The 23818-nt window shown below is 63.5% G+C and carries 15 protein-coding genes; 1 reads left to right on the forward strand and 14 read right to left on the reverse strand.

The window, feature by feature from the left end; translation table 11 throughout:
* Positions 1-114: 114 nt before the first annotated feature.
* Entirely contained in the window at positions 115-3726 is a 3612-nt protein-coding gene (gene mobF / locus MKD51_RS07940) for a MobF family relaxase (RefSeq protein ID WP_240240876.1), read from the reverse strand.
* 337 nt (positions 3727-4063) lie between these two features.
* Here mobF and MKD51_RS07945 point away from each other — a divergent pair, with 337 nt between their 5' ends.
* Complete coding sequence (locus MKD51_RS07945; RefSeq protein ID WP_240240878.1) at positions 4064-4456, forward strand: DNA cytosine methyltransferase; 393 nt, start codon at positions 4064-4066, stop codon at positions 4454-4456.
* Here the strand turns inward: MKD51_RS07945 and MKD51_RS07950 are convergent.
* The 13 genes from MKD51_RS07950 to MKD51_RS08010 form a co-directional block, all read right to left on the reverse strand.
* Positions 4410-6386, reverse strand: coding sequence for a DUF87 domain-containing protein (locus tag MKD51_RS07950; RefSeq protein ID WP_240239790.1), 1977 nt, complete (start codon positions 6384-6386; stop codon positions 4410-4412). The two genes, MKD51_RS07945 and MKD51_RS07950, sit on opposite strands and share 47 nt — an antisense overlap.
* 7 nt (positions 6387-6393) lie before the next feature.
* Positions 6394-7659: an SIR2 family protein gene (locus MKD51_RS07955; protein WP_240239791.1), complete on the reverse strand. Its 1266-nt coding sequence runs from the start codon at positions 7657-7659 to the stop codon at positions 6394-6396.
* Positions 7656-9782: a BREX system Lon protease-like protein BrxL gene (gene brxL, locus MKD51_RS07960; protein WP_240239792.1), complete on the reverse strand. Its 2127-nt coding sequence runs from the start codon at positions 9780-9782 to the stop codon at positions 7656-7658. The genes MKD51_RS07955 and brxL overlap by 4 nt, the downstream gene beginning before the upstream one ends.
* A gap of 14 nt (positions 9783-9796) precedes the next feature.
* The gene (gene pglZ, locus MKD51_RS07965; protein ID WP_240239793.1) at positions 9797-12292 is read right to left on the reverse strand and encodes a BREX-1 system phosphatase PglZ type A; all 2496 of its coding nucleotides are present in this window, start codon (positions 12290-12292) and stop codon (positions 9797-9799) included.
* Positions 12289-12474 carry a hypothetical protein gene (locus tag MKD51_RS07970; RefSeq protein ID WP_240239794.1) on the reverse strand — a complete coding sequence of 62 codons (186 nt, stop codon included), beginning with the start codon at positions 12472-12474 and terminating at the stop codon, positions 12289-12291. Before MKD51_RS07970 ends, pglZ begins: the two co-directional genes overlap by 4 nt.
* Positions 12467-15967, reverse strand: coding sequence for a BREX-1 system adenine-specific DNA-methyltransferase PglX (pglX, locus tag MKD51_RS07975; protein ID WP_240239795.1), 3501 nt, complete (start codon positions 15965-15967; stop codon positions 12467-12469). The genes MKD51_RS07970 and pglX overlap by 8 nt, the downstream gene beginning before the upstream one ends.
* A 12-nt stretch (positions 15968-15979) precedes the next feature.
* On the reverse strand, positions 15980-19516 hold the full coding sequence (brxC, locus tag MKD51_RS07980; RefSeq protein ID WP_240240880.1) for a BREX system P-loop protein BrxC: 3537 nt from the start codon (positions 19514-19516) through the stop codon (positions 15980-15982).
* Between the two features lie 5 nt (positions 19517-19521).
* The gene (locus MKD51_RS07985) at positions 19522-20121 is read right to left on the reverse strand and encodes a DUF1788 domain-containing protein (protein ID WP_240239796.1); all 600 of its coding nucleotides are present in this window, start codon (positions 20119-20121) and stop codon (positions 19522-19524) included.
* Positions 20118-20738 (reverse strand): DUF1819 family protein, encoded by a 621-nt coding sequence (locus tag MKD51_RS07990; RefSeq protein WP_240239797.1) that lies wholly within the window; start codon positions 20736-20738, stop codon positions 20118-20120. Before MKD51_RS07990 ends, MKD51_RS07985 begins: the two co-directional genes overlap by 4 nt.
* Before the next feature lie 90 nt (positions 20739-20828).
* Positions 20829-21029, reverse strand: a complete 201-nt coding sequence (locus MKD51_RS07995; RefSeq protein ID WP_240239798.1) for a helix-turn-helix domain-containing protein — start codon at positions 21027-21029, stop codon at positions 20829-20831.
* 126 nt (positions 21030-21155) lie between these two features.
* Complete coding sequence (locus MKD51_RS08000; RefSeq protein WP_240239799.1) at positions 21156-22295, reverse strand: alpha/beta hydrolase; 1140 nt, start codon at positions 22293-22295, stop codon at positions 21156-21158.
* On the reverse strand, positions 22292-23299 hold the full coding sequence (locus MKD51_RS08005) for an MAB_1171c family putative transporter (protein WP_240239800.1): 1008 nt from the start codon (positions 23297-23299) through the stop codon (positions 22292-22294). The genes MKD51_RS08000 and MKD51_RS08005 overlap by 4 nt, the downstream gene beginning before the upstream one ends.
* On the reverse strand, positions 23296-23817 hold the full coding sequence (locus tag MKD51_RS08010) for a hypothetical protein (protein WP_240239801.1): 522 nt from the start codon (positions 23815-23817) through the stop codon (positions 23296-23298). Before MKD51_RS08010 ends, MKD51_RS08005 begins: the two co-directional genes overlap by 4 nt.
* Position 23818: the final 1 nt, after the last annotated feature.

Raw genomic sequence — 23818 nt, forward strand, 5'->3', positions numbered from 1 at the left:
GTCGTCGTGACGGTGCGTGGAGAGTGACCCGGAGGTCTGCCGCGAACGGCCCAAAGGTAAGGAGAAATCCGCCTCACCTTCAACGTTACGCCGCGATGGCGGCATTTGGAAGGATCAGATGCTGCGCCCCGCCTGAGACTGACTGCGCGTGGCGCGATGGCTACCTGCCTCTGTTGGACGGTTCGCATCGGCGGAGACATGGAGCGCCTGGTCGAGAGCAGCCCTTGCCCGCGCGGCGTCGATCTTCTGCGCGGCCATCTCGGGCGGAACACCGAGGGGAGTGTCGTCGGGGACTTGGTAACGGTCTCGGTAGGCGGCGACCACTCGCGCGGCCTTTCGCCACCTCGTGACCTGCTGACGGTCGCGCGGCGTCGCGCCGAGCGCCCTGGTCCAGGGCGCTGCCTCAGTCAGTGCGGTGTCGAGCACGGCGTCGGCGCGAGCTTCGATCAGGGCCTCTCGTTCGTTGAGGGCGGCTCGCATCTCGACGTCCGCCACGCCGTGCGCCTGCGGGAGAAGGCCGGCGATGAGCCTCGGTGGCTTGCGGGTCCGCCCCGATCCGGCGGGGCGGGCGGCTGCTTGCTCGACGCGGTAGCGGAGGACTGCAGCGATGTCGTCGGCGTCGTCGAGCCCGCGGGCTGCAACGAGACGCGGCAGCAGCGCGTCGAGATCATGGTGGTTGGATTCGGCGCGGCGGAGTTCGGCGGCCAGCGGGCCAAATGCCTCGGACTGGATGGCGCTTTCTGTTTGCTCGTCGGTGAGTCCAGAACCACGGACGAGGGTGGCCCAACGGTCCTGCTGGGCCGCAGCCGCGATGGTTTCGTACTCGGCTGCGAGCTGGGCGATCGAGCCCCACTGTTCCTGCTCGGCGGCGATGGTCTCGTGTGCCGATAGGTCGGCTCCGCTGTGTTGCAGAACGCCGTAGAGCACGTTTCGCGCGGTGGCATCGGGATCGTCGCCTGGGTGAGGCTGTGCATGGTCGTTGGCGCGGTCCAGCGTTACATAGGCGTGGTTCGAGTGCCGTCCTCGGGTCATCGCGACGTAGAAGTTCTCCCTGGTCGAGGTCGGCTCGACCAGCACGTGCGCCGTGTCGGTCGTGACCCCTTGGGCGCGGTAGGCGGTAACCGCGTAGCCGAGATCGACGTGCTCGGCCACGTACGCCGCTGGGAGGAGGATGCTCCCGCCGAACCTACGTCCTCGTCTGCGGCTCGTGATGGTCCCGTCGTCGCGGACACCGGTGCCGACCCCGTAGTCTCGGGCGATGGTGATGGTCCCGTCGTCACCGACGGCGGCGATGATCCATACGTCGCCGTTGCGCACCCAGTCCCGCCCCGTGATGGTGTGGAGCTTCCGGTCGTTCTTTCGGGTGATGATCGTGTCTCCGACGCCGGCTCCGGTGCCGTCGTGCAGCTCGGCCTCGCGATCGGGGTTCAGGGTGCCGTTGAGGATCAGCTCTGCCCTGGCGCGACGGTTGAGGGCGGTCACGTCCTCGTGGGTTTCAGCGATCAGCACCGACACCAGGCCCGCAATGCGGTCGGCGCGCCAGGCGCTGTAGGCGGCATCCGTCATGGTCTCTGCGTCGCCATCGTTGATGCGCTGATGCGCGAGGTAGGCGTCGATGGCATGGGTGCGTCCGTGGCGGAGGTCGAGTGAGGCGCTCTTCTCCCAGCTGTGGGTGAAGCGGTGGACGTCGACCAGCTCGGGGGCGTCGTGCCGGTCTTGGGCGATCATCGCGAACGTGCCGCCGGCGTCCACGGATTGCAGCTGGGCGTAGTCGCCGACCAGCAGCACCTTCGCTCCAGCCCTCTGAGCAAGGTGCGTGATGCGGTCGAGCGAGAGGGTGCCCGCCAGCGAAGCCTCGTCGATGATGACGAGCTGACCTGCCTCGAACGCGGTGCCGTGGAGGAGGTGGTTCTGCCACCACTTCGCGGTGTTCTCCGTCGCGATCCCCAGTTCGTCGGCGAGCACGTGGGCGGCGACGGCCGATGGCGCGAGACCGACGACGGAACCGGCGCCATGCTCGGCCTCCCAGGCCCGGCGGAGAGCGTCCATGGCAGTGGTCTTGCCCGCGCCGGCGGGACCGACCAGCACGTCAACCATCCGCCCCGATACGGCGATCCGCGACAAGGCGTCGGCTTGGTCGGCGCCGAGCATCCGACCGTCCGCATCGGGTCTGTGCGCGATTTGCTCGACCGTCGTCAGCGTCACCGTGGGGCCGGTGAGCAAGCTGGCGCGTTCGAGGAGTCTGTCCTCGGCCGCAAGCTGGGCCTCCGAGGTGAACACCGTCGAGCTCCTCGGGCGGAACACCGAGGTGCCGTCCGGTCTGCGGAAGACGACGGGTGAGGTGGCCAGGTCAGGCGGCGTCAGCCGGAGGGAGGCGAGTTCGGCGGCGTCGGAGACCATCGCGACGATGGCTTCTCGATCTTGCATGGTGGCGAACCGCCAGCCCATCGTCTGCCTGGATGCCTCGGCGATGAGGTTCCACCGGCGCCACGTCGAGCGCTTCTCGCCGACTATCTCCACGACCGAACGGCCCAGTTCGCCGATCACGTCGAGTGGAACGTCGTCAGCGCGCAGGAGCAGTGGCTTGTCGTTGTCGGTGAGGTTGCGCGCCCACATCGTCGCGTCCTGGCCCAGCGTCTTGGCCGCGCGAGTCCTCCACTCCGAGGTGAGGTCGGTAAGGGATCGGACCTGCTTCTCGGGCCGGGTGCTCAGCGTGGCCTGGGCCCGTAGCTTCATGATCGCCGCCGACCTCGGACGCCGCCCATGGTTGGCGACGTACTCGGCGATGAGGCTGTCAGTCTCGGCGTCGATGTGGCGTGCACGGGTGGAGAACTCCGCGATCAGCTCCTCCGGTACCCCGGTGATCACCCAAGCTGGGTTATGGTCGCGACCCATCTCTCTGGCCTCCCATGCCACGCCGAAGGAGCGGGTCATGTGGTCAGCGAACACGGCTTCGTGCAGCTCGGAGAGGGCAACGACGGCGGCGTGCATCGGCCGGCCGTCAAGCGAGCGCCACCTGCCGTCGAGGACGGTCTTGACCTTGTTGCTGATGACGACATGCGTATGGAGGTGGGGGTCGGCGGCGCGGGAGTCGAAGTGATCGAACGCCGTGGCGACCAGCCCGGTGACGTCGACCTGTGCAACCGCGCCGTCACCGGCGGTTGCGCCGGTACGGGTGGCCGCAACCTCGCGCTCCATGAACGCAACCACCTCCGCAACGGCCCGATGGTGCGCCTCACCGATCAGCGCCTGCACCCCTGCGTCAGCAACCGCCCACAACACCGACGCGGACTTCGGGATCGAGAACGTGAAGTCGAACCCCGCCACCGCACGTCGCCTTTTACTCCCGGTCTCCTCCGCCACGATCTGCGCGACAGCTTCGCCTTTCGCGCCAGGCGTCAGCGAAGGATCCAGGTCGGCGATCCGGCCCTCGATTCTTTCCACCGGAGTCTTGTAGATGGGGAATGCCAAGCCGAGCGGATCGCCGGTGATCGGATCGCGTCCCATTCCCATCAAGAGTTGGAGTTGCGGCTCTGAGACGTGATCACCGTCCGACAGCTCCCCGCGGCCAAGGGCAGAGACTCCGGTGCCGAGCCAGCGGCCCGGCGGGGTGCCGACTGCCACGTAGTAGCGGGTCAGGGGCGTTGACAGCGGCCTATCGCCGTCGGCGGCCGCGATCGTCTTGAGTAGGTACTTGTAGCCGTCGCCCGCCGACATCACACGCATCGAAACCGTCACGCCCACCTCCCGGTCGTACGAGACAGGTGAGCACCCGCCTCCCGTAATTTCTGTTGCCAGGGAGCGCCCTCCCCCTCGACCTGCAAGAGGCGTGTGGCCTCAGCAGGAGGTCGGAGCGCCGGCCGGGGACAGAGGGCCTCACCGGCGGTCTCGATCGGGCGTGGCCAGAGGTCGCTCAGGTCGGTGAGTGCGTGTGTCGGGGTCGTGCACCCGACGGGTGACCAGCTCGGCATCAGTTCTCGACGAGGAGTGCATGTCGGGACGACCGTCAGTCGCAGCGCTCCTCATGCACCAACCTAACGCCGGCAGCGAATCACGGCTCAGGATGGGATCGCTATTCAGCGGCGACGGTGGCCTCGACCTCGCCGTGGAGCACGTCTTCAACGCCAGAACGGTATGGTTCTCCGAACTCAACGAGCCCGTCGCCCGGGTCTTCTCCAGGCACTGGCCGGATGCGCCGAACCTTGGCGACATCACGACCATCGACTGCAGCCAGGTCAAGCCCGTGCACATCCCCATCGGCGGGTGCTCCGCCAAGACGTGTCCACCGTCGGCAAGCGCGCCGGCATCGCATCAGGCTCACGTTCGGATTGTCGGCACACATGGCCGCAGCCCCACGACATCTGACGTTGACTCTAGAACGGTGGCTCGTCGTCATCCCATGGTGCTAATTAGGGTTCAGGCATCTCAACACCCTCAGCACCCACAGGTGACGTAGTGAAGGTCTGAGCGCCAATGATCGACTGGCTCGCGACTTCCAAGGGCTGCAACCAACCTGCGGCGACAGACATAGTCCGGCTGTTTGGCTCTGTCTCCGGAGCGAGCGGACTGATTCTCACGATCACCGGCACCTGGGCAGAGACACCAGCCACGACGCAGACGCCTCTAGGGAGGATGGGCAACTGTTCGAAGGAGACGCGGTCCAGGTAGGCGACAGCTTTCTCAATCGCCTGCACGTCCAGATTGTTGACGAGGCGGTGGAGGAAGTAGTTGTGGAGCTGCGAGATGATCGTGGGTGAGATGTCGTGGGGACGTTGGCTGGCCAATGTCAAGAACACGCCGAACTTGCGACCCTCCTTAACAATCTCTTCGAACGTCTCTAGCCGGTAGTCGCGCCAGGCCTCGCTCTCGCGTGACGACTCCAACGACAAGATGTTATGCGCCTCGTCGATGATGAGGTTGAGGTACCGCGCGTTGGTGGGGTCGTTCTCCTTTTTCTGGTCGTACAGGTGCTTGCAGAGCAGCATCGGGATGACCTTGCGCATCGACAAGTTCACGTCCCGCAGCGAGACGACGATCAGGGGTTCGTCGTATGCCTGGTCGTCGTCGACGACGGTTATCAGTTTCTTGATGTCGGGCACTCGTGTTTCGAGGCGCTTGAGCAGCGGCGACAGATGCTCACGGTTGGAGAAGCCACTGATGATGTCGTTGTAGTATTGGAGCACGATCTTGAACCGAATCAGGTCGACACCCGGTTCGATCGTCGAGAAGTCGATCGGGAGCGCCACGACTTTGTCCTTCGTAAGCGACTCCCAGGTCGAATGATCCGGGTCGACGTAGCGACTCCATTCGCCCCAGAAGAACTTCCCCATCGTTGCGTTGTAGTGGAGGTTCGTCTGGAAATCATCTATCAGGTCGGTCAGTTCTCGGGGCGCCGTCGAACCGAGACATGTCTGGACCTCGGCCAAGAGGTTTAGCAGGGTCTGCCGGTCGACGGACTTGTCGCTGCTCTTCGTCGCGCGAAGGACCATATCGCCAAGAACGGTCAACAAGTCGTTGGGGTCTGCGAGCCGTCGATCCCAGTAGTCACTGTTGAGAACGCGCGCGAGGAACGGGGCCTGCGTCTTCTCGGTGGCATCGAGGAGGACCGTCCAGAATTCCAGGTCACTCACCGCGCTCGATGGAAGCGGCAGGCGGGGGCCACTGTCACGACGCGTGCTGAGGGCGTACTCGCGCTTATTCGCATCACCGGTCAGCACGGCGGTGGAGCGACTGTCCCCGTCTGATGGGTCGCGATTGAGGTACTCGCCATTGAAGTCAATCAGCACGAACTGCGACTTTTGGCGGAAGCTGTCTATTGCACCGTATCGATCGAACAGTTCGTGGTAGAGCTTTGCTAGCGTGTATGACTTACCGCTGCCGGTGTTGCCGAAAATCCCCACATGACTGGCGAAGATCGCGTCTACACCGACCGACACGCGCTGTGTAGGTTCCATCGCCAGAACGCCCAGTTCGATGGGGGTGTCCGAGTCCTCGACGAATGCGTGCAGGAGGCCAAACTCGACCTCTGTGAGGATGAAGCACTCGTTGTCGAGGAGCGGCATCTCTCGTACTCCCCGCTCGAAGCGCCCGCCCTCGATGTACCCGATGAGACTGACCTGGAGACGGCGGTTCATCGGGTCGACTCCGCGCTTGTAGATGGGTGACGCGCTCCGGTCCTGCTCGATGACCTCGCCATCAACCTTGGCGATCAGTTCCGAAAAGCCTTTGATGATCTTGAGATACCCACCAACGGCAACGTTGCGGACTATGCCGCCTCGGAAGAGTAAGTGCGAGCCGTTCTTGAGTTTGTCGACGGCGACGTGGACTTGTCTACCCTCGACCGAGACGACGCGACCAACCCGGAAGACGTCGTCCAGGTCGACCACGTCCCCCTCAAACATCAGCGCTCTCGCCCGCTGAGATGTGGATACCAAGCTCGATCCGCTGGTCAGGCGCGGGGAACTTGTCTGCAACGATCGGGGCGAAGTAGTCGCGGGTCACGACATCGAGTGTGGCCTTGAGCTCATCGATACCCTCCTCTGGCTCCGCGGGAACGATGAAGAGGACGTTGCTGTTCTTGACGTCGATGTCGAGAATCAGCTTCTGGTACTCTGCACGATCAGCCCGGGAGTAGCAGAAGACGATCACTTGCAGTGTCGGATTTGCCCGCGCGGCCCGCAGCACGACGTCGCGAAGGTGCTCGTCTCGGAAGGAGAATCCGTGAACGAACAGGACGCTGTTCTCCTTCTCCATCTCGTTTGCGAATCGGCGGATCAGTTCGTAGTAGGTTTCATTGAGAACCGTGGTCGCGAACTTCTGCTTGTCAGGGTTGACGATGCCGAGCTTCTTGTACGCCGCCACGAAGTCGTGAACAGCGGGAGAAGCAAGTCCAGGTGACGCCTTGGCGACGAGGGCAGCCGCATTGACCTCAGCGGGTTCGCCAATCGAGATGAGGTCGTCTCGCGCTGCGGCCAGTGCCTCCTGAACTTCGGCGACCACTGTCAGGCCGTGATCGAAGATGATGTCGATTCGCCCAGGCGAGCGCGTTTCTTGGCGCCATCCTACTGAGCCATGGAGCTTCACCAGGTTGAACACCGGCATCTCGGATCGTTGTTCGAACCTGCTGGCCATACGGAGGCGGATGGTGTTGAAGTCGCCGAGGTCAAATCGAGGTCGAATCTTGCCGCTGAAGCCATCGCTGAAGTCGATACCCATCTGCTCCATGGCGACCTCGAAGACCAAGTCAACGTTGGTTGTGAAAACACTGGCCTGCTTGGCGAGAATCGAGCTGTGACGCTTCAGCAAGATGCGGTTGACAGTGCGCAGGAACTCAGCGTACGAGGTCAACACGCCCTCTGCGTCAGCATGGCGGTCAACGACCTTCACGTTCGGTACAAGTACTGAGTCGAAGAAGTACGCCTGGATGGACGCCCGGACGATAGTCTTCACGTCGTCATCAGCGGTTGATTCGGAGAGTTCAGTAAGTGCATCTTCGACATTGCCGAGCAGACCGAAGAACGATGAAGGGGTTCCTGCACCGATCAGGAAGCTCAGGTGAGAGTCCTGAACGATCGTACGAAGACGTTCCGGACTGATGCCGTCAACGGAACTGCCCGGCACAGGCCTATGTGGAACGCCGTTGATGCTGACGTCGGTCATGAGGCCTCCTTGCCTTCGCGGATATAGGTGATGCCGAACGCGAAGACCTGGCGGAACTCCTGGCGGCGGGAGCCGAGGTCGAACTGGCTGCCGGAGCCCTTCTGGAAGATGTCGAGCCCTCGTCCGAGGAGGAGTTTCCAGCCGTGGTCGGTGCGGATCGACCTGTCGTGGATGGTCATGTCCCAGTTGACGGTGAACCGGATGCCGACGGTGGCGGCGCTGTCTTGGATGTCTTTGAGCATGAGGAGGTGCTGCTGGGCGTACTCGCCGCGGTCTTCCTTGGTCACCAGCGTCACCGCGATCTCGTCAGCGGGGTCTTTGCTCGCGGCAAGCAGTGCGAGTAGGTCTACGAGGTTGCGTCCTTGGTGCGGTAGTCGGATGTAGGGATCGACGATGGTGATCTCCGTCGCGCCGCGCAGGTAGGGCACGAGCAGCGTCTCGTAGGAGACCCCGCGCTGGTTCTCCTGGAACTCGCGGTGGCCCTCGAACAGTTGAGGCGCTGCGTCGACCGCCGGCGGGGCCGGAACACCGGCCTCCTCGCCCGCCAACCCGGAGAGGCTGGACGAATCGGTGCCTGGCTCGGTCTCGGGGCGTCGGGCTCGGTAGTAGTCGGGGTACTCGCCCTCTTCCAGCGCGGTGACACCGTGCCACGTGCCTGCCGTCTCGGTGTAGCCAAAGTTGACGGCGGCCATCGTGGTGTCGATCCGCAGGATTTGGTCCTTGACGCGCTTGCGTCCCTCGATGGCGAACCGGAGTAGCTCCTCGATCTCCTCCGGTGTCGCCTGGCCGTTGGGGTAGATGAGTTTCATCAGGCCGGAGAAGGTCTTGTGGATGCCGTCGCGGTCGCGCGTGGAGATGTCGGAGCCGAGGGTGAAGTGCTGCTGATAGCGGTCGGAGTAGTCGGTGTTGCGCATGGACCGCAGCACTTCGGCGATGTAGTCAACGACGAAGCCGTAGCCGGACGAGAACATCTCGCTGCGGATCGTGTCGACCTCCCAGCCGGGGATATAGAAGTGGAGCCGGTCGAGGAAGGCGGAGTCGTGATAGCTCTCGGGTAGCTCGTCGAACAGATCGGAGTGCTTCAGCATGTAGGGCACGTTGTGCGAGGTGTTGCCGACGAAGACCATCGACGCCTCTGCTCCAAGAGTCTCGACGCCACGGGAGAACGTCTTGTTCGCCATGTAGTTCTTCATGATGTCGACGAGTGCCTTGTCGGTGCGCTTCTTTTTGCCGGCGAACTCGTCGAACGCGACGACGTCCCAGTATCCGACCAGACCGATGCGTCCGTTGGCGTTGTTGACGAAGAGCTTCGGGACGGTGACCTCGCCGCCGGAGATCAACATGCCGTGGGGTGAGAACTCGGAGTAGATGTGGGACTTGCCGGTGCCCTTGGGGCCCAGCTCGACGAGGTTGTAGTTGCGCTCGACGAACGGGATGAGCCGGACGAGCTGCAGCAGCTTGGCCCGCCGTCCGAACATCTCGGGATTGAACCCGATGGACTGGATCAGTAAGTCGATCCACTCCTCAGTGTTGAAGCCTCCGCGCGAGGCGAGGTAGCCCTCGTAGTCGAAGCTCGACATCTGGATCGGCTTCAGGCTCCCCAGAATCCACGGCACGACGCGGGCGTCGTCGCTGTGGAAGTACTCGATGTCGCAGATGCACCAGACGCCGCCGACGAGCAGCTTCGGGTTCGTCTTCACCGTTGCCGGTTCGACGATCACGCCGCCGAGGCCGAGGTTAGCGAACGACGCCTGGTACACGTCTTGCTTGTCGTTCAGCGTCACCGTCACCTTGTCGATGATCCGGTGACGGCCCTTTTCACGGATGGCGGACTTCACCAGCTCGGACTCGTTGCGGTGCACGTAGTGGTCGGCGAGAATCTTGCGCACCGCGTCGATGCCCGCCTGGATCGTCGCCTCATCGTCGGAGGCGGCGTACTGGCCGAGCAGGTATTCCAGCACATAGGAGGGGACGATCGCGTTTCCTTTGACTGTCTTCACGAGGTCTTTGCGCACGACGGACCCGCCGAACAGCAGGTTGATCTTGTAGTCGAGGTCGCTCTGCTGCGGCGTGCTCGGCTCCGCATCCGTGTTCCGTGCGCTCGGGTTCTCGGTGTCGGTCATGGCTGCTGGTTCCCCTAGAAATCGAAGTCCGACGTAAACGAACGCTTGAGCAGGTACTGAGCCCGCTGGTAGACGCGCCATTGGGTGGTGTTGGGTATCTGCTCTTCGAGGCGGAACTCGACGGAGCGGTTGTTGAACTCGTTGGCGTCCTGGCTGAGCAGCATCGGTGCGCTCTGGTAGCGGTCGCGCTTGTCGTCGGAGGGCTGGTCGAAGACCAATGCGGGCTGGTTCGAGATCAGCGTCTCGCCGACGTAGATGCCTGCGCGCAGCGTGCGCGGCTGCACCTTCTCACTGACCGGCTCGGACTGGAAGAGCTTCACGACGAGCTGGCCGGTGGTGATCTTGTCGGTCTCGGGCAGCACCTCGACGTTGACCGGGCGGGTGTCGCTTTTGCGTTTCTTGTTGACTGTCAGCACCGGCACGACGACTTCCTGGAGCGAGGCGCCGCCGTGGACGAACCGTGAGCCCGCGCCGGGCAGCTTAAGTCGGTGGATCGACTTGGGAATCTGCACCTCAAGGTCGCTACTGAGCCCGAGCTGTTCGGGCTCGAACTTCCGGAACGCGGGATCGTCCTTGAGCCCTCGGCCCAATACGTATCGGCGGTTCGTCACCACGAGGTCATCGCCCTGCGGCTTGGTCGAGAGGTAGAACGCATCGGCAAGGGCAGTGTCCTGGTAGAGGAAGCCGTGGTCGGCGGTCACGAGGATGTTTGTGGCGTTCGCATTCGTCAGGCGCTTGATCAGGTCGAGGAGATCGCGCAGCGCCTCATTGGCAGCCTCGAACACCTGCCGCTCAGTGCGGGCCTTGTCGCCGGTCGCGTCGATCCGGTCGTGGTACACGTACAGCACTTGGTGTGCGCTGTATAGCTCCCGCAGTTCGCCGCGCGGCATGGAGAGGACGTCCTCGGCCTGGATCGCGTACCCATCCACCGGGGCCAGCACCTTGTTGCGGTTCCCTGTTCCGTCGGAGCGCTGGCCGTCGACGAGCACCGGATCGCCAGCGGACGAGTGACCCAGCGTCTTGTGCGGTAGGAGTGCGGCCATGCCGAGCTGGGTATAGCTCGGCAGGACGCCGAGCATCGCGTCGAGTGTGGCGTCGAACTTGTCTTCCTGTCGGATGCGTGAGCGCAGTTCGTCGGCGACTTCGTAGCGCAGGGCATCGGAGATGATGACGACGGCCTTCCGGTTGCCCTTGCGGATGATCGGCTCCACGTGGTCGGCGAAGAACCGTGTCTGGGGCCGCAGCGTTACCGACCGCCAGCCGTCCACCGCATCTACGTGCTGCTGCCAGGTGTTGCCGAGTTCGTAGAGGAACTTGTTCGCGTAGTGCTTCTCCACCTCGACCCGGAGCGCTTCGAGCGGGCCGGCGTACTCGGTGGTACGGGCGGCGAAGTGGAACTGCCGGTAGAGCTGGTCGATGCGGAACCAGGTCTTGCGGTATCGGTCGAGCCCCTCGTCGAACGAGGTAATCCCGAATTGTGCGGTCGCGAGTTCACCGAGCAGATCGGAGGCGGCACCGAGTGCTGCGTACAGCTCCCGATAGCCGTCAACCCAGATGCTGCTCTGGCGCGCACGGATGGTTTCGGACACCTCGCGTGCGCTCATCGTCCGCTCGACCACGCCGTGAGCAAGGGCGCTGATGACCTTGCGTTCCACGTCTTCGAAGAGGTCGTTGCCGACAATCTCGGAGAGTTCGGCGTCCTCAATGCTGTTGCCGTAATCCAGGCTCTCCGATGCCCGTCGTGCGAGGGTGGCGAGGGCGTCGGCGCTGCGCCGGTCGTTGCGCAGGCTCGCGAAGTCGAGCTGAATGTTGCGCAGGGCTCCCGGGGTTTCTGATGCGAAGCCGGTGATCGCATGGCGGAACATCCACAGCACGAAGTCGTCGACGCTCGGCTCGCTCGCTTCGTAGCCGTAAATCTTGGCGACCCCAGCCCAGTGAAAGCCATCGAGTCCCTGCTCGGCCAGCGCCGCGTACTTATCGTGGCCACCGCGCGCGTTCTCGATCAGCAGGGTGCGCGTGAGTTCCAGCATGCTGTGCTCGTGTTGAACGAGGATCACCGCGCACATCTTCGCCCGCAACCTGTCCGCGTCATCGCCGGCCGCCAGCAGCGTCTTGAGGCTCTGCACCCGCTTGGCGGCGCGGAAGAACTTCTCATGGTCGCGGATCACCGCGTCGATCCCGCTGCCGGTGAGGCCGAGCCCCTGGCGCACCAGCGCCGTCCGGTCGGCGGTGAAGACCCCATAAGCCAGTTCAAGATCGAGCAACCAATTCCCTATGCCGGGAGGCACCGGGGCTCCGCGGTAGATGAGGAACTTGCCGGTCGGCTCATCATGGAGCACTTGGTTCTTCACCGCGTACTCGTTGTTCTCCACCCGCACCGTAGTGACGGCAGCCAGACCCAGGGCGTCGAGTTCGGCGGCATACTCGCCGTGGGCGTCATGCCAGAAGACGAGCCGTTGTGACTCGAACCGCTGTTCCAGATGCGGGAGGACCGCGCTAAGTGAACTCACTCGTGGCCCTCCAGCTTTCGCTCGATCGCTCGCAGACTCTCAAAGTCGGCGGCATCAACTTTGAGCGCTTCCTGACGCTTGCGCTTACCATCCGACTCCGGGTAGCGGGCGCCGGCGAGGGACTGTCGTGCCAGTGAGACGACAATCTTCCTGCCACCAGGCGTCCGCTCGGTCTCACTCATCGGCAGCCTCCAACCCTGCGATCTTCTTGAGGGCCGGGTAGAACTTCGGATAGTTGGCCCTCACCCCGTCATCGAAGTCGATCGCGATCTGCTGCGATGCCAATGGATAGAGCACGTCATGTTCATACTCGCCGAGTTCCAGCAGCACCTTGCGCAGCCGCTCGGCTTCCTTGAGCGCCGCAGCCTTCTCGCGTGGTGTGCCGTCCCCGGCGGCGAGACGATCCTGGTGCTGAAGGTTCGCCTCCAGCTTTGACTCGAACTCGCGCAGGTACTCGTTCAGCACCGTTGAGACCGTGGACGAGGTGTAGCGGTGCATGTAGATCAGCGCGTTGAACGACCCTTTCGGACTGGAGAACAGCCAGTAGATCGGACGCTTCTTGTACCGCTTCACGTGATCGTCGTAGAACTTCGACCGCCCGGCTCGGGTGATGAAGTACTCCCGCAGAGACGTGACCCCAAGCGACCCCTCAACGAACCGAAGGTTCTCCTCAAAGTGCTGCTCGCCGAATGCAGCCCGCAGGAACTGACGGAACCGCGCAACGATGTCGTCCTCGAACCAGTCACCATCCACTAGCGGAAGAACGTTGTCGGCATCGGGGGCGAGCGTTGGCACCGGCACCTTCGCAAGGTAGTCCTGCACGGTCGCACCCTGATCGGCGAGGATCAGCCCCGGCACGTCGAGGCTGTAGCGACCAAACATGCAGCCGACGCCATAAGAGACGAGTTCTGCCACCGCGGCGGACCGCTGAGCCTTCGCGGCTTCAGCATCACTTGCCCGAAGGAACGAGTACGCAGGGTTGATCCCGAGCGAGACCGTGCGCGGGTAGTCGGCCTGCCGGAACCAGTCCGAGACTCCATCGGGATCTGCCAAACTGTCCACGGCCACTTCAATATCGTGCAGTTCGTCGATCTCAGCGCGCCATTGCGTGACAAGCGACTCGTAAATGCGCCGAAGTGGTTGTGCGGGGTCTGTGACAGAGACCAGCTCGCTTGCCTGGAATCGGGATGAAGTCTCGGATCTATCGAAATCACGTCTAGACAACTCAACCGCACGCGCAGCGAGATGTGCCATCGCGGAACGATCGAACTCCGTGACGGGAATCCGTGCGACGTCGCCAACTTGAGCGTGCATCGTGGAGTTGAGCACGGACAGGTACATCTGAAACACCCGAGAGTTTGAGAAACCTAGAACCCACTCCGCGTCCCGGGCATTCGGGTAGAAGCAGTGGCCCGAGATGTCATGGAAACTTCCTTGGGGTGCGAGACGGGCGCTGAAATCCCCGCTGGTCAGGTCGGTCCACGTGACCTTCGGAGCCATCCCCCTTTCGAGGGAGAGAATGGTCGCGTTGCGCTGGCTAAGGATGTGGCCCGGATCGCCGTTGTAGTGCAGCAAGAGTTCGACGTTGCCATACCAGCGCCGGAACGCACCGCCCTTCAAGTAAGTGATCCACTTCGACGAACCCGAGAGCGGAGCCGTCGCTTCAGTTGCAGACACCTCCCACCAGGATCGAAGGAACTTGCCGTTGTTCGATGTCTGCATGCCTACGCGCGGCGAGGCGATATCGCCAAGTGAAGGCAAGTCCACAAACGCACGTCGAGCCGCCTCCGGCAGCCAGTACGCAAACGGACTCCCGGGAATCGCCGCGAAAGTGTCGGCTTCGACCAAATACCTACGGTCTTTCACGTCGCCATGAACGGAATCACGGAGGGCCGCCGCCTTCAGCGCCTCGCTACGGAGATCTGTAAGGCGAACGAAGGTCGCAACCTTTGCAGATGCGCCCGGCTCTAGCACGAACGCAACAGTTGACACCACCTCACCGCCGATGCTGTCGAACGCGCCTGTTCCTAGATGCGCAAGCGTCACCAACTCTGAGTCGGCAAGGATTTTAGCCCGGAGGCCCGCGTAGGTCGTCAGTGACATCCAAGACTGCATGGTGATCATCGCGAGGTAGCCGCCTGGTGCCACAAGCTCAAGCATCCTTTCGATGAACGCGGAGTAAAGATCGGACTTCGTACTCGGATAGCGCGATTTGAGGAACGATTGGAGTGCATCCGAAGCATTCCGCTGTCCCATATATGGCGGGTTGGCCACTGCAACGTGGTATCGCCGCGACAGGACGGTCGCTTGTTCGATCACACGCGCCGCCCATTTAATTGTGTCTGCCTTGAGCATGTCGCCGCTGTCATCGAGCGTTTCTAGGTGTCGCAAGAGACGGTCCGTTACGTTCGGGTCAGGCTGGATCAACGCGCCGAGTGTGTCAGCCTCGGCGAACTGGTTCCAGAAGTCCTCCTCCTCACGGCGGTCACCGTAGCGCGTTACGAGGAAGTCGACCTCGTGAGGCGTGAACGAGATCGGGTCGATCGCGCACGTGTTTGGCGCTACAGGGTTGTTGAAGAACGATCGCTGCATGGCACGCGCCTTCATCGTGAGCGCGAATGCTGCCAGCGACCCGGCGCGTGGGTCGATCTCGGTGCCATACAGGTTATGGGTGAGGATCAGTTCGGGAATCTCGGAGGGAGCGTAGCCCTCTTCTTCGTAGATCGCGTGCAGCAGGTCGAAGGCGTAAGTGAGCATGTGCCCGGAGCCGCAGGCGGGGTCGATGACCTTCAGTTCCTCGGGGCCACTGACCTTAAGGAAGTCAGCTTCTTCGTTGACTGGGGCGATGTAGTAGTCCATCTGCTCAACGAGCCGCGATGAGGGGTGGTTGAGCATCCAGAGGCGGCCGAGGGAGTTCTCGACGAGGTAGCGGACGATCCAGTGCGGGGTAAAGAGCTGGGTCGCGGCGGGAATCTCTTCCGCGCCAGCCTTCTTGCCCCTCTTGAACCCCGCGAAGACCTCGTCCTTCCGTTCCGAGATGTAGAACTGGTAGAGCCAGCCGATCACCTCGACATCTCGGCAGGCATCTGCGGTGAGGGCCGCAGTGGCCCTGGTGAGGATCGAGTCTGACGCGAGGAGGTTTGCCGGGATGAGGAGTTCGGTGTAGTCGCCTTCGCGCTCGAACATGAACGGCATGGAGCGGTTCCAGTAGCGGCAGTACTCCGCGAGCAGAATTGTGTACGCCTCGCCTTGGGCGTCTGCGCTGGGACGGGTGCCGTCGAGGAGTCCGATGATCGTGTCAAGGGTGCGCTTGTTGCTAACAACGGCGGGGTCGATGTTGCCGCGCTTGGCGTCGGCGAGTATCTCTGGTTGTCCGGTCTGCTGGCCGTGGGCGGGTGAGACGACGCCGACTCCGGTGTAGCCGTTGGCGTCCATGAAGCGCAGCGCGATGATGCGGTTGAACCAGGTGTACGCGACCTTTTCGGCGATCGCGTCCTTGCCCTTGGCTCCGCCGCCGGCGGCTGCGATGTCGCGCTCGAGCATGGTGATGGCACGCTGGTTCTCGACCCGGGCCGGTGATGCGGGGGCGAGCACGGCGGTCAGTCGTGCGCTGACCTGGGTGATGAGCTCGCGTCTCGCCCAGGTGGCGAAGCTCTTCAGCGGTGCGGTTTCCATGCGTATCGTCTCCTACAGCGCGATGCGCTTGTGGTCATTGAGGGCCTGCACCAGTGCCGTGCGCAGCGCGTTGAGGTAGCGATCGACGTCTTCTTCGGTCTGCAGGACGCCGTGAATGCCGGTGGCGTTGATGCTCTTGACCGAGACGGTCTGCTTCGTGGGGGGTGCCGGGGTTGGCTCGCTGCCGTCATCCGGGCGGCTGGTGCGGGGGGATGCGGCGAGACGGTCGAGGATGGATGGGTAGGTGCGTTCCTCGAAGGTGTTCGCAATCTCGCGGACGACGGCGATTTGGCTCTCGCGACCGACGCGGTCGAGGATTCCACTGACCATCTGGTTGACGTTGCGCTGGGCGTCGTCGGTGGCGTCCAGATAGATGGTGCTGGTCTGGAGAGGCGCCCAGCGGGAGTCGATCTCCAGTCGTGCTCCGTCGCGATTGGTGAGGAGAGCCTCGTCGATGCGGGACTGGAGTTCGATGGCGGCGGCCTTGAGCCTGGTCATCCGGTTGCCGCGGAAGGCCTGCGGGTCGGCCAGGAGCTGCGCCACCTCCTGGCTGCTGCCGGAGGGCAGGTAGTTCAGGTTGCTGGCGTTGCTGGTCAGAAGGTCGGTTGCCTCGTCGAAAATTGTCCGCTGGGCGCCACCGAGGAAGGCCTGGATCGGGTCGATGGTGTCGGTTTTCGCGTCGAGCAGATCGTCGGCCATGGCGAAGTCGGTCAGGTACCAGTCGTCCGGTTTGCCGACCACGGACTCCAGCAGCGCGATGGGAGCGTCGAGCTGAGTCACGAAGGGGTACTTCGAGCCGTTGACGCGTGCCTTGAGCTCCTCGCACTTGGCGCGAAGGCGCTCACTTGTGTGCCGGGCCAGTTCGAGTGGGTCTTTCGGCGCGGCGGGTTCGTCGAAGAAGTCGGTGCAGAAGGCACGCAGCGCCGCGACCTTGCGCTGGTCGAAGGTCTTCTGAGGGGCGGCGACGGTGTGGGAGTGCTTCTGCGTATTGCGCAGTGCGGCGGCGACCTCGCTGCGCTTGAGGATGTTCGAGTCGACGGTCAGAGTGATCTTTGAAGTGCCGACGAGCCAGGCTGAGACGCACTCGATGGACGCGAGGTCCCAGCCGTAGGGCTTGGCCTGGAAGTGATCGACGATCTTCTTGACAGTGACCTGCTCGCGGAGCCGGTCTCGTTGAAGCAGGTACGACAGCACTTCGTCGGCCGGCGCGGCGAGTGCGTGGATGGAGGAGTCGTCGATCGCGGCGCCGTCCAGCAGCGTGGACTGGTCGGGGTTCGCGAACCCGGCGACTTGCTGCTCGGAGTAGGTGCGCCCGCCGAGGATGCCTAGCTGCGTGTAAGTCCGTGCGATGAGGTCCTGGAACCCTTCGGTGATCCGCGTCACCGCGTCCTGCGACCCCACCGTGAGGTCTGCGGCGTTGATCACGAGATCGGCTCGCCCGACGGCGCGGCGGATACGCTCGACCAGTTCCTTCTCGCGCTCGGAGTTCTGGGTGGCCTTGCCCCGCAGAATCTGCTCCTGGACCGGGGACAGCGAGCTGGTTTGCTTGCGCTTGGTGTACTTCTCGGTCTTGATCAGCAGCCGCAGGTCTGCCAGCACGCGGTCGTCGGGCGCGAGGATCACGCGCAGCTCATCCTTGCCTGCCGAGTGCATCCGAATCTCTTCAGGCCCGTAGGGGTACTCGGGAGTGACGAAGTGCAGCGAGAGTTCACGCTGCTGACCGAATGCCTGGTCGTCGAGCTTGTACCCGAACGCGAAGTCCTGCCCGTTCTTGGCGTAGCGGAGCTTAGAGGTCTTGACGACATCGCCGGAGAGAATCTTGTTGAGCCGGGTGGAGACCTCGGAGGAGTCGATCTCGACGTTCTTGATCTCTTCCTCGATCACCTGCTCTTCATTGGTCAGGTACTCGTAGACGTTGCCGTTGCGCTGGACATAGGTTTGCGTCTCCAACAGTGTCAGCGCTTCCTGGACCTGCTTGGACAACGCTGGCAGGTCAAGGCCGAACCGGTCGTATACCAGCACGGTCAGGTTGCGCCGAGTGGCCCGGAAGCTCTCCACATACTTCACCAGGAACAGCGCCTTGAGCAGCCGCACCGCGAGCTTGGTGACCGGCGAACCGCTGTCGGGGAGGTCGCGCTCGGCCCGGTCGATCGACCTCTGTGCCGCGGACTTCAACGACGCGCGGATGCCGGCGAAGAGCTGATCGAAGGTGGCCAGTGTGCCGATCTCGACGTCGCCGATGTCCTTGGCGACCTGCTGGACGACGCCGAGCATGGAGCGCTCCCCGACCGAGCTGTTGCGGCCCTCGAAGACGTTGTGGTCGGAGATGCCCTCGATCGCGGCTTGGAACAGCGGGAACTGGTAGCTCACGAACGGATAGGTGCCCACGAAATGGGTCACATCGGTGAAGTTCCGGTAAGTCTTGGCGCCATCGACGAAGTCGAATAGCGTCTTGAAGTTCCCCGCCTCCTGCGCATACACCGCTTCGAGCATCTGGGTGCCCTTGTCGTTCTTCTCCAGCAGACGCTTGCGGATGACCTCTTCCACATCGGCGGAAGTGAGCTTGACGCGCGTCTTGAATCGGGCCTGAATCTTTGAGAAGTCGTTGCCCTGCTGCTGAGTGCGGTCGCCGACGACCTTGTCCATGTCCTCCTGCGAGGTCACGAACACCCAGGCCCGCCCACCGCACTTCGTGTTCAGCGACTCGGCGATCGTCTGAAGGTTCAACATCAGATGCGTGTTCGAGCCGATGAACTGCCCAACTTCATCGACGAAGAAGTTCAACCGGTAGCCCGAGGGCTGCTGGTCGAGCCAGCCGCGAACCTCGTCGGCGAAGTCCTCGATCGACACCGAGTAAGTATCCTGGTAGGTCTTCAGGATGTCGGGCGCGGTTGATGCGTCGAGGCCAGTGATCTGGGCGTATGCCTCGTTGACCTGGCGACGCACGGTCGGGAGCCCAAAGCTCGGCCTGCGCTCTACCCAGTCGCGGCCGGAGACCGCTCGGAAGGCGTGCTTGAACGCCTCCAGCTGGCCCTCGTCGTCGAGCTGCCGTTCGAACCTCGCTATGTGACCCTGGTCGCCGTAGTAGCCGCGGGACTCATCGAATACCTTCACGAACACGCGCAGCAGTGCGTCGGTCTGATCCTTGCTGATCAGGGTGGCCTTCTGATCGATATTGAAGAGCAGACTCTTCGCCGGGGTGCGATCGGCCTTGTCGAGCAGCGGCGGCAGGAAGGCATCCGTTGCCTTGACGCGGAAGCTCTCCGAGACGCGCTCGCGCGGGAAATCGTCGCCCTCCACGTCACCGAGGAGGTGCGCGAGCATCTTCAACAGGTGTGACTTACCGGAGCCGAAGAAGCCCGAAATCCACACCCCGTTCGCGTTGGTGTAGTTCGTGTACGCCTCAAGCAGCAGCTCCAGCCCCTTGGCGGCTTCGTTGGTCAGGACGTACTCGTCGACCTCGGTGCCCAGGTGCCGGGCGTCGTCGGCCTTGATGACGCCCTCGATGGGCCGCTGGACGTCTTTGGCGAAAATCTCGGTGAGGTGCATGACGGTCACGGTTCCTGTTCCAGAATGTTCTTGGCGCGGTAGTACTGGTCGTCCTTCAACCTGCCGAACAGCACTAGCGATGAGCCGAGGGCGTCGGACTGCTCATAGCGGCCGGGAAAGAACATGAGCATGGGTCGGCCTACCACGACGCTCTGCAAGTTGTTGAGCACGTTGTGGGAGCGGATGTAGGGGAAGACTTCGCCGATCCCCGTCAGGAACACGATGTCGAAACCGCCATCCGCAAGCTTCGCTCTGATGGCTGGAGCGAGATGCTGCTGCGGGTTGAGCATGGACTGCAGCATTTCGGTGAACTCGGCCTTATCCAGCTCGGGCTCCACTTCGAGGACTTCATCCCAGTCGCCGCGCTCCTTGAGTACCTCGACCGACAGGTCGTAGATGTTGATCTCGCGGACCTCGATGCCTTTGTTGGCCAGCCGATTCTTGACTCGTTTCTTGGCCTGCGCCACGTCGAGTGCGTGCTCGGGCTCGTAGGGATAGATGAAGAACGGAACTTCGTTCGACAGTCCCTCCATCTTCAAGAAGCGCTGACCGCTCAGCACCGAGAACAAGTGCTCCTCTTGGCGAGTGAGTTCATGTGGTGTCACCGTGGGACCTCCTTGCGGTCGCGGGTCGGGAGGAACCGCACATCGCTCGGCGTCTGTGCGTCGAGCGCGTCTCGGACACGCTCAGACAGCGGCGCGTTCACAACCTCACCGCCGATGAGAAGACCGGCTTCGGTCAGCATCCTGAACACGGTCGAGCGGAGCTTCTGCAACGTTGAGTCCTTCACTTCAGCGAGCTCCGGATGCCACAGCGCTTTCCTCCGAACGAAGCTGTCGAAGTCCTCGTAGCTCAGCGAGGGGGTGAGCAAGAGGAATCGTTCGCGCAGGACCTCCTCGGCGAAGTCACCAATCACGGCGTAGCGGCGACAGGCCGCGACCCACATCAGATGGTCGCGCTCGCTGGGGCTCGCATCTCGCAGCAACTCCAGCTCCGCATCTGTGAGCACCGCCAAGCGCTGCGCGACCTCGCGCGCCAGCCGGAACCCCGACGAGGCCGTTCTCGCCTGGAGCAGATTCTCCGCGCGGAGTTGGTCACGGACAATGCGCCAGTCACGAACGTCCAGGTAGAGCGGCACAGCGATCACGGCCTCCCGCGTCAGGAGGGCACCGCTGGTGAACGACAGCGCGTATCGGCCGTCCGTCTGGGATGTGCCGCTCATTCTGGTGCCTCCTTCCGGTTTCTGGGCAGTGGATCAAGCTATGGGGTGCCACCGACAAAGGGTCGGTGACGGCTCAGAGTGGTGCGATGCTCACCCTGGCGGGGAACTCTCGGAGGAGGAGGCAGCACCGCCTCGGCGCACCCAGTCGTCTATCTCGCTGGCTTGGAACTTCCAGAGGCGGCCGACCTTGTGTGCGGGCATGCCCTTCTCGGCGATCCACGTGTAGACGGTGTCTTTGGTGATGCCGAGGTGGGCGGCGATGTCGTCTGCGGACAGCCACGGCTCAGACACGTTGGTCCTCCCTCGCTCTACGGCCCAGCGGGGGCCAACACCCCGGATGTTATCGGGGGTTGTGCCGCTTGAACTGGGTTTCTCCGGGCGTGGCCGAACTAAGCGGGGTGCAAGCGGCCACGGTCGTCAGGTCGGAAGGTGCGTCGCGAGCCAGTCGGTGACGGCGACGCGCCAGCGGGCGGAGTCGGTGTTCCAGGTCAAGGTGTGACCAGCATCGAAGGTCTCTAGCGTCACGAGGTCGGGACGCTGGCGTTGCAGTACCTGTGAGAGCCCGATCGGTGCGGAGTCGTCGTGTGCGCCGTGAAGGATGAGCATCGGGGTGGTGAGCTCGGCGGCGCGAGCGATCCAGTCGAATGAGCGGAGCGGGAGCGGTTCAGGCACACCGACCATGCGTGCGAGTGGGCGAAGGGTGAGCCACGGGACGGCAAGGACGCCCGCTGCCGCGGGTAGTCCGCTGCGGGCGCAGTTGGCTTTGATCGTCTCCGTCCAGTTGAGCACTGGTGAGTCGAGCACGAGCGCTGTAATGAGGCCGTGGTGCCGAGGTCTGGCGGCGAGCCGGAGCGCGATCGCGGCACCCATTGACCATCCGAACAGGACGATCTGTTGAGCACCTCGTCGAGCGGCGTATCCGAGGGCCTCGTCAACGTCTGCCGTCTCGAAGTATCCGAGGGTCGATCGGCCGTTGCCTACACGCGGCCCTTCGTCGGTGTTGCGGTATGTGACGACAAGTGAGGTGTAGCCGAGTTCGGTTGCGGCGAGCACGCCGCGGAGAGTTCCAGCGCGGGTGCTGCCGAGGCCGTGGATGTGGATCGCCCACGTCGAGGGGTCGCCGTCGATGCGCCAGGCTGGACACCTTCCTGCGGGCGTGTCGATGGTGATGTCGCGCGCGTTGAGGCCGGCGTCTGCCGGAGTCGCGAAGTGAATCCCGCTCCACGAGACGCGCTCACCAGCCGCGAGACTCAGCCCCGGCGAAGCGCCGGTCACAGTTCGTGCGATTCGGGTTGGCCCGCGTTCCAGTACCGCTGCGGAGAGCTGCGCCCAGCCACCGCCGTCGAACCAGAGGCTGTAGATGCCGCCGGCTGTGGTGTTGGCGCTGCGATCGAGCACGATCTGCTGAGTCCCGTCGTCGTCGTGCTCGATTCCACGGATGGTCAGGTCGAACGTGCGCGGGCAGACGGGAGCGGTCAGGCGTCGTGCGATGACCCAACCGGTGGCCACGGCAGCTGCCGCCGCGATCCCCGCCCCCAGGGCGAGGCGGCTGCTCATGAGCGGCTCTCCTCGTTCGGCGTTCGTGGCGACGATGCGGCGACGCCGTCGAGTCCGAGGAGGTGGCTCTCGGCGTGCTCTAGCAGGGTGCGCTCGGCTCTGCTGATGTCGAAGGAAACGCGCGGGTCGATCATCGCGTCGCGAATCTCGACGATCTCTCGGTGCAGACGACGTTCCGGGTCTTCCGCGTTCGCGGCGAGCGGGTCTGCTTGGCTCAGGCCAGGTCGCACCAACGTCGCCTCGTTCCAGAGTGGTTCCAACTGTGTCACAAGGCCAGCGGTGCGCCTCCGGCGCAGGTAGTGCCGGGCGCGGCGCACGGCGGGCTGAGTCGCGGAGCCAGCACACAGGAACAAGAAAGTGAGCAGAGAGAGCGGCCCGTAAGCGGGCTGGACGGCGCGCATGAAGTCGAGGTGGCCGGTGACGTGGGCGATGTCCATGGTGAGCACGGATAGGCACAGGGCGACGCCGAACGCTGATCCGAGGCTCAACAGTCCTGCGGGTAGACGCTGAATCCCGAAACTGTGCCGATACTGTCGCGCAGCGAGAACCATCATCGTTGCGACGACGAGACCGGCGTAGGTGAAGTTGATGATCGAGTACGTCGCTGTTGCGGGCTGTGCGCCGAGGTCGCTCATGAACCGGGTCGTGGTCACGCCGCGGTCGATGAATAGGAACGTGGCAGTGATCGCAAGCAGAGCGACAATGAGCATGGGGACGCTCACGGCGGTGCGGACGAGCCGGGGTCGGTACTCGCCGGTCTTCATCACTCCTCGGCCGAGGAAGAACAGCCCGGTCATCAGCAGTGCGTCCGCGACCAGGGTCGTGATGTTGGTTCGGCCAAGGAGTGGATCGGTAGCGGTGTAGATGGCATCGACGTTCAGCGTCATCGCGACGGCGATGGTGAGGGCGGCGTAGGTGATGCTCCGGTCGGCGCGGTTGCGGCGGAAGATGAGCAGGCTCGCCACGAGCACCCACATGAGCGTCGCGACGAGCGTCTGGATCATCCGAATATCTCCGAGTATCGGGACTCAGCGAACACCGATCTTCGGATGCCCGCGGCGAGCCGGTCGGCGAGGGACTCGGCAGCTATCTCTGTCTCGGAGTCGATGTCTTGCCGCTTCAGCAGGCGTCCGCGCGTGTATGGCGGGATGGTGGGCAGCAGCACGTCTTCGGCCGCGCAATCGTCGCCCTCGCAGTGGCCGAGGATCATGTGGGCGAACTCGTGCAGGACGAACTGCTGCCGGTGGAGCGCCGAGTCGCTGCGCGCGTGGAGCACGATGTCTTCGGTGTCGGTGACCAGCCAGACCGCGCAGATGCCGTCGTGCGTGTCGAGGTCGGCGAGTTCAACGACACGGAGCCTGCGGTGCCGCCAGTTCTGAACCGCGTGGAGGAGCTCGTCGAGGGTGAAGGTGCCGTCGAGCCGAAGGTCTGTGACGGCCGCCGATACGGTCTGTTCGACGTTCACAATGTGCCCCTCTCGGTGGAGAGCATGTACCGGTATCGGCTCCGCGGCGCGCGACACC

Origin of the sequence: Agrococcus sp. ARC_14 (assembly GCF_022436485.1) — a bacterium.
Lineage (GTDB): Bacteria > Actinomycetota > Actinomycetes > Actinomycetales > Microbacteriaceae > Agrococcus.

What these genes read in the sequence shown, in the direction of transcription:
- MKD51_RS08005 (WP_240239800.1), bottom strand. Translation starts at nt 23,299, where the DNA reads ATGATCCAGACGCTCGTCGCGACGCTCATGTGGGTGCTCGTGGCGAGC.
- mobF (WP_240240876.1), bottom strand. Translation starts at nt 3,726, where the DNA reads ATGCGTGTGATGTCGGCGGGCGACGGCTACAAGTACCTACTCAAGACG.
- brxL (WP_240239792.1), bottom strand. Translation starts at nt 9,782, where the DNA reads ATGACCGACACCGAGAACCCGAGCGCACGGAACACGGATGCGGAGCCG.
- pglX (WP_240239795.1), bottom strand. Translation starts at nt 15,967, where the DNA reads ATGGAAACCGCACCGCTGAAGAGCTTCGCCACCTGGGCGAGACGCGAG.
- MKD51_RS07945 (WP_240240878.1), top strand. Translation starts at nt 4,064, where the DNA reads ATGGGATCGCTATTCAGCGGCGACGGTGGCCTCGACCTCGCCGTGGAG.
- MKD51_RS08000 (WP_240239799.1), bottom strand. Translation starts at nt 22,295, where the DNA reads ATGAGCAGCCGCCTCGCCCTGGGGGCGGGGATCGCGGCGGCAGCTGCC.
- MKD51_RS07970 (WP_240239794.1), bottom strand. Translation starts at nt 12,474, where the DNA reads ATGAGTGAGACCGAGCGGACGCCTGGTGGCAGGAAGATTGTCGTCTCA.
- MKD51_RS07955 (WP_240239791.1), bottom strand. Translation starts at nt 7,659, where the DNA reads ATGACCGACGTCAGCATCAACGGCGTTCCACATAGGCCTGTGCCGGGC.
- brxC (WP_240240880.1), bottom strand. Translation starts at nt 19,516, where the DNA reads ATGCACCTCACCGAGATTTTCGCCAAAGACGTCCAGCGGCCCATCGAG.
- MKD51_RS07990 (WP_240239797.1), bottom strand. Translation starts at nt 20,738, where the DNA reads ATGAGCGGCACATCCCAGACGGACGGCCGATACGCGCTGTCGTTCACC.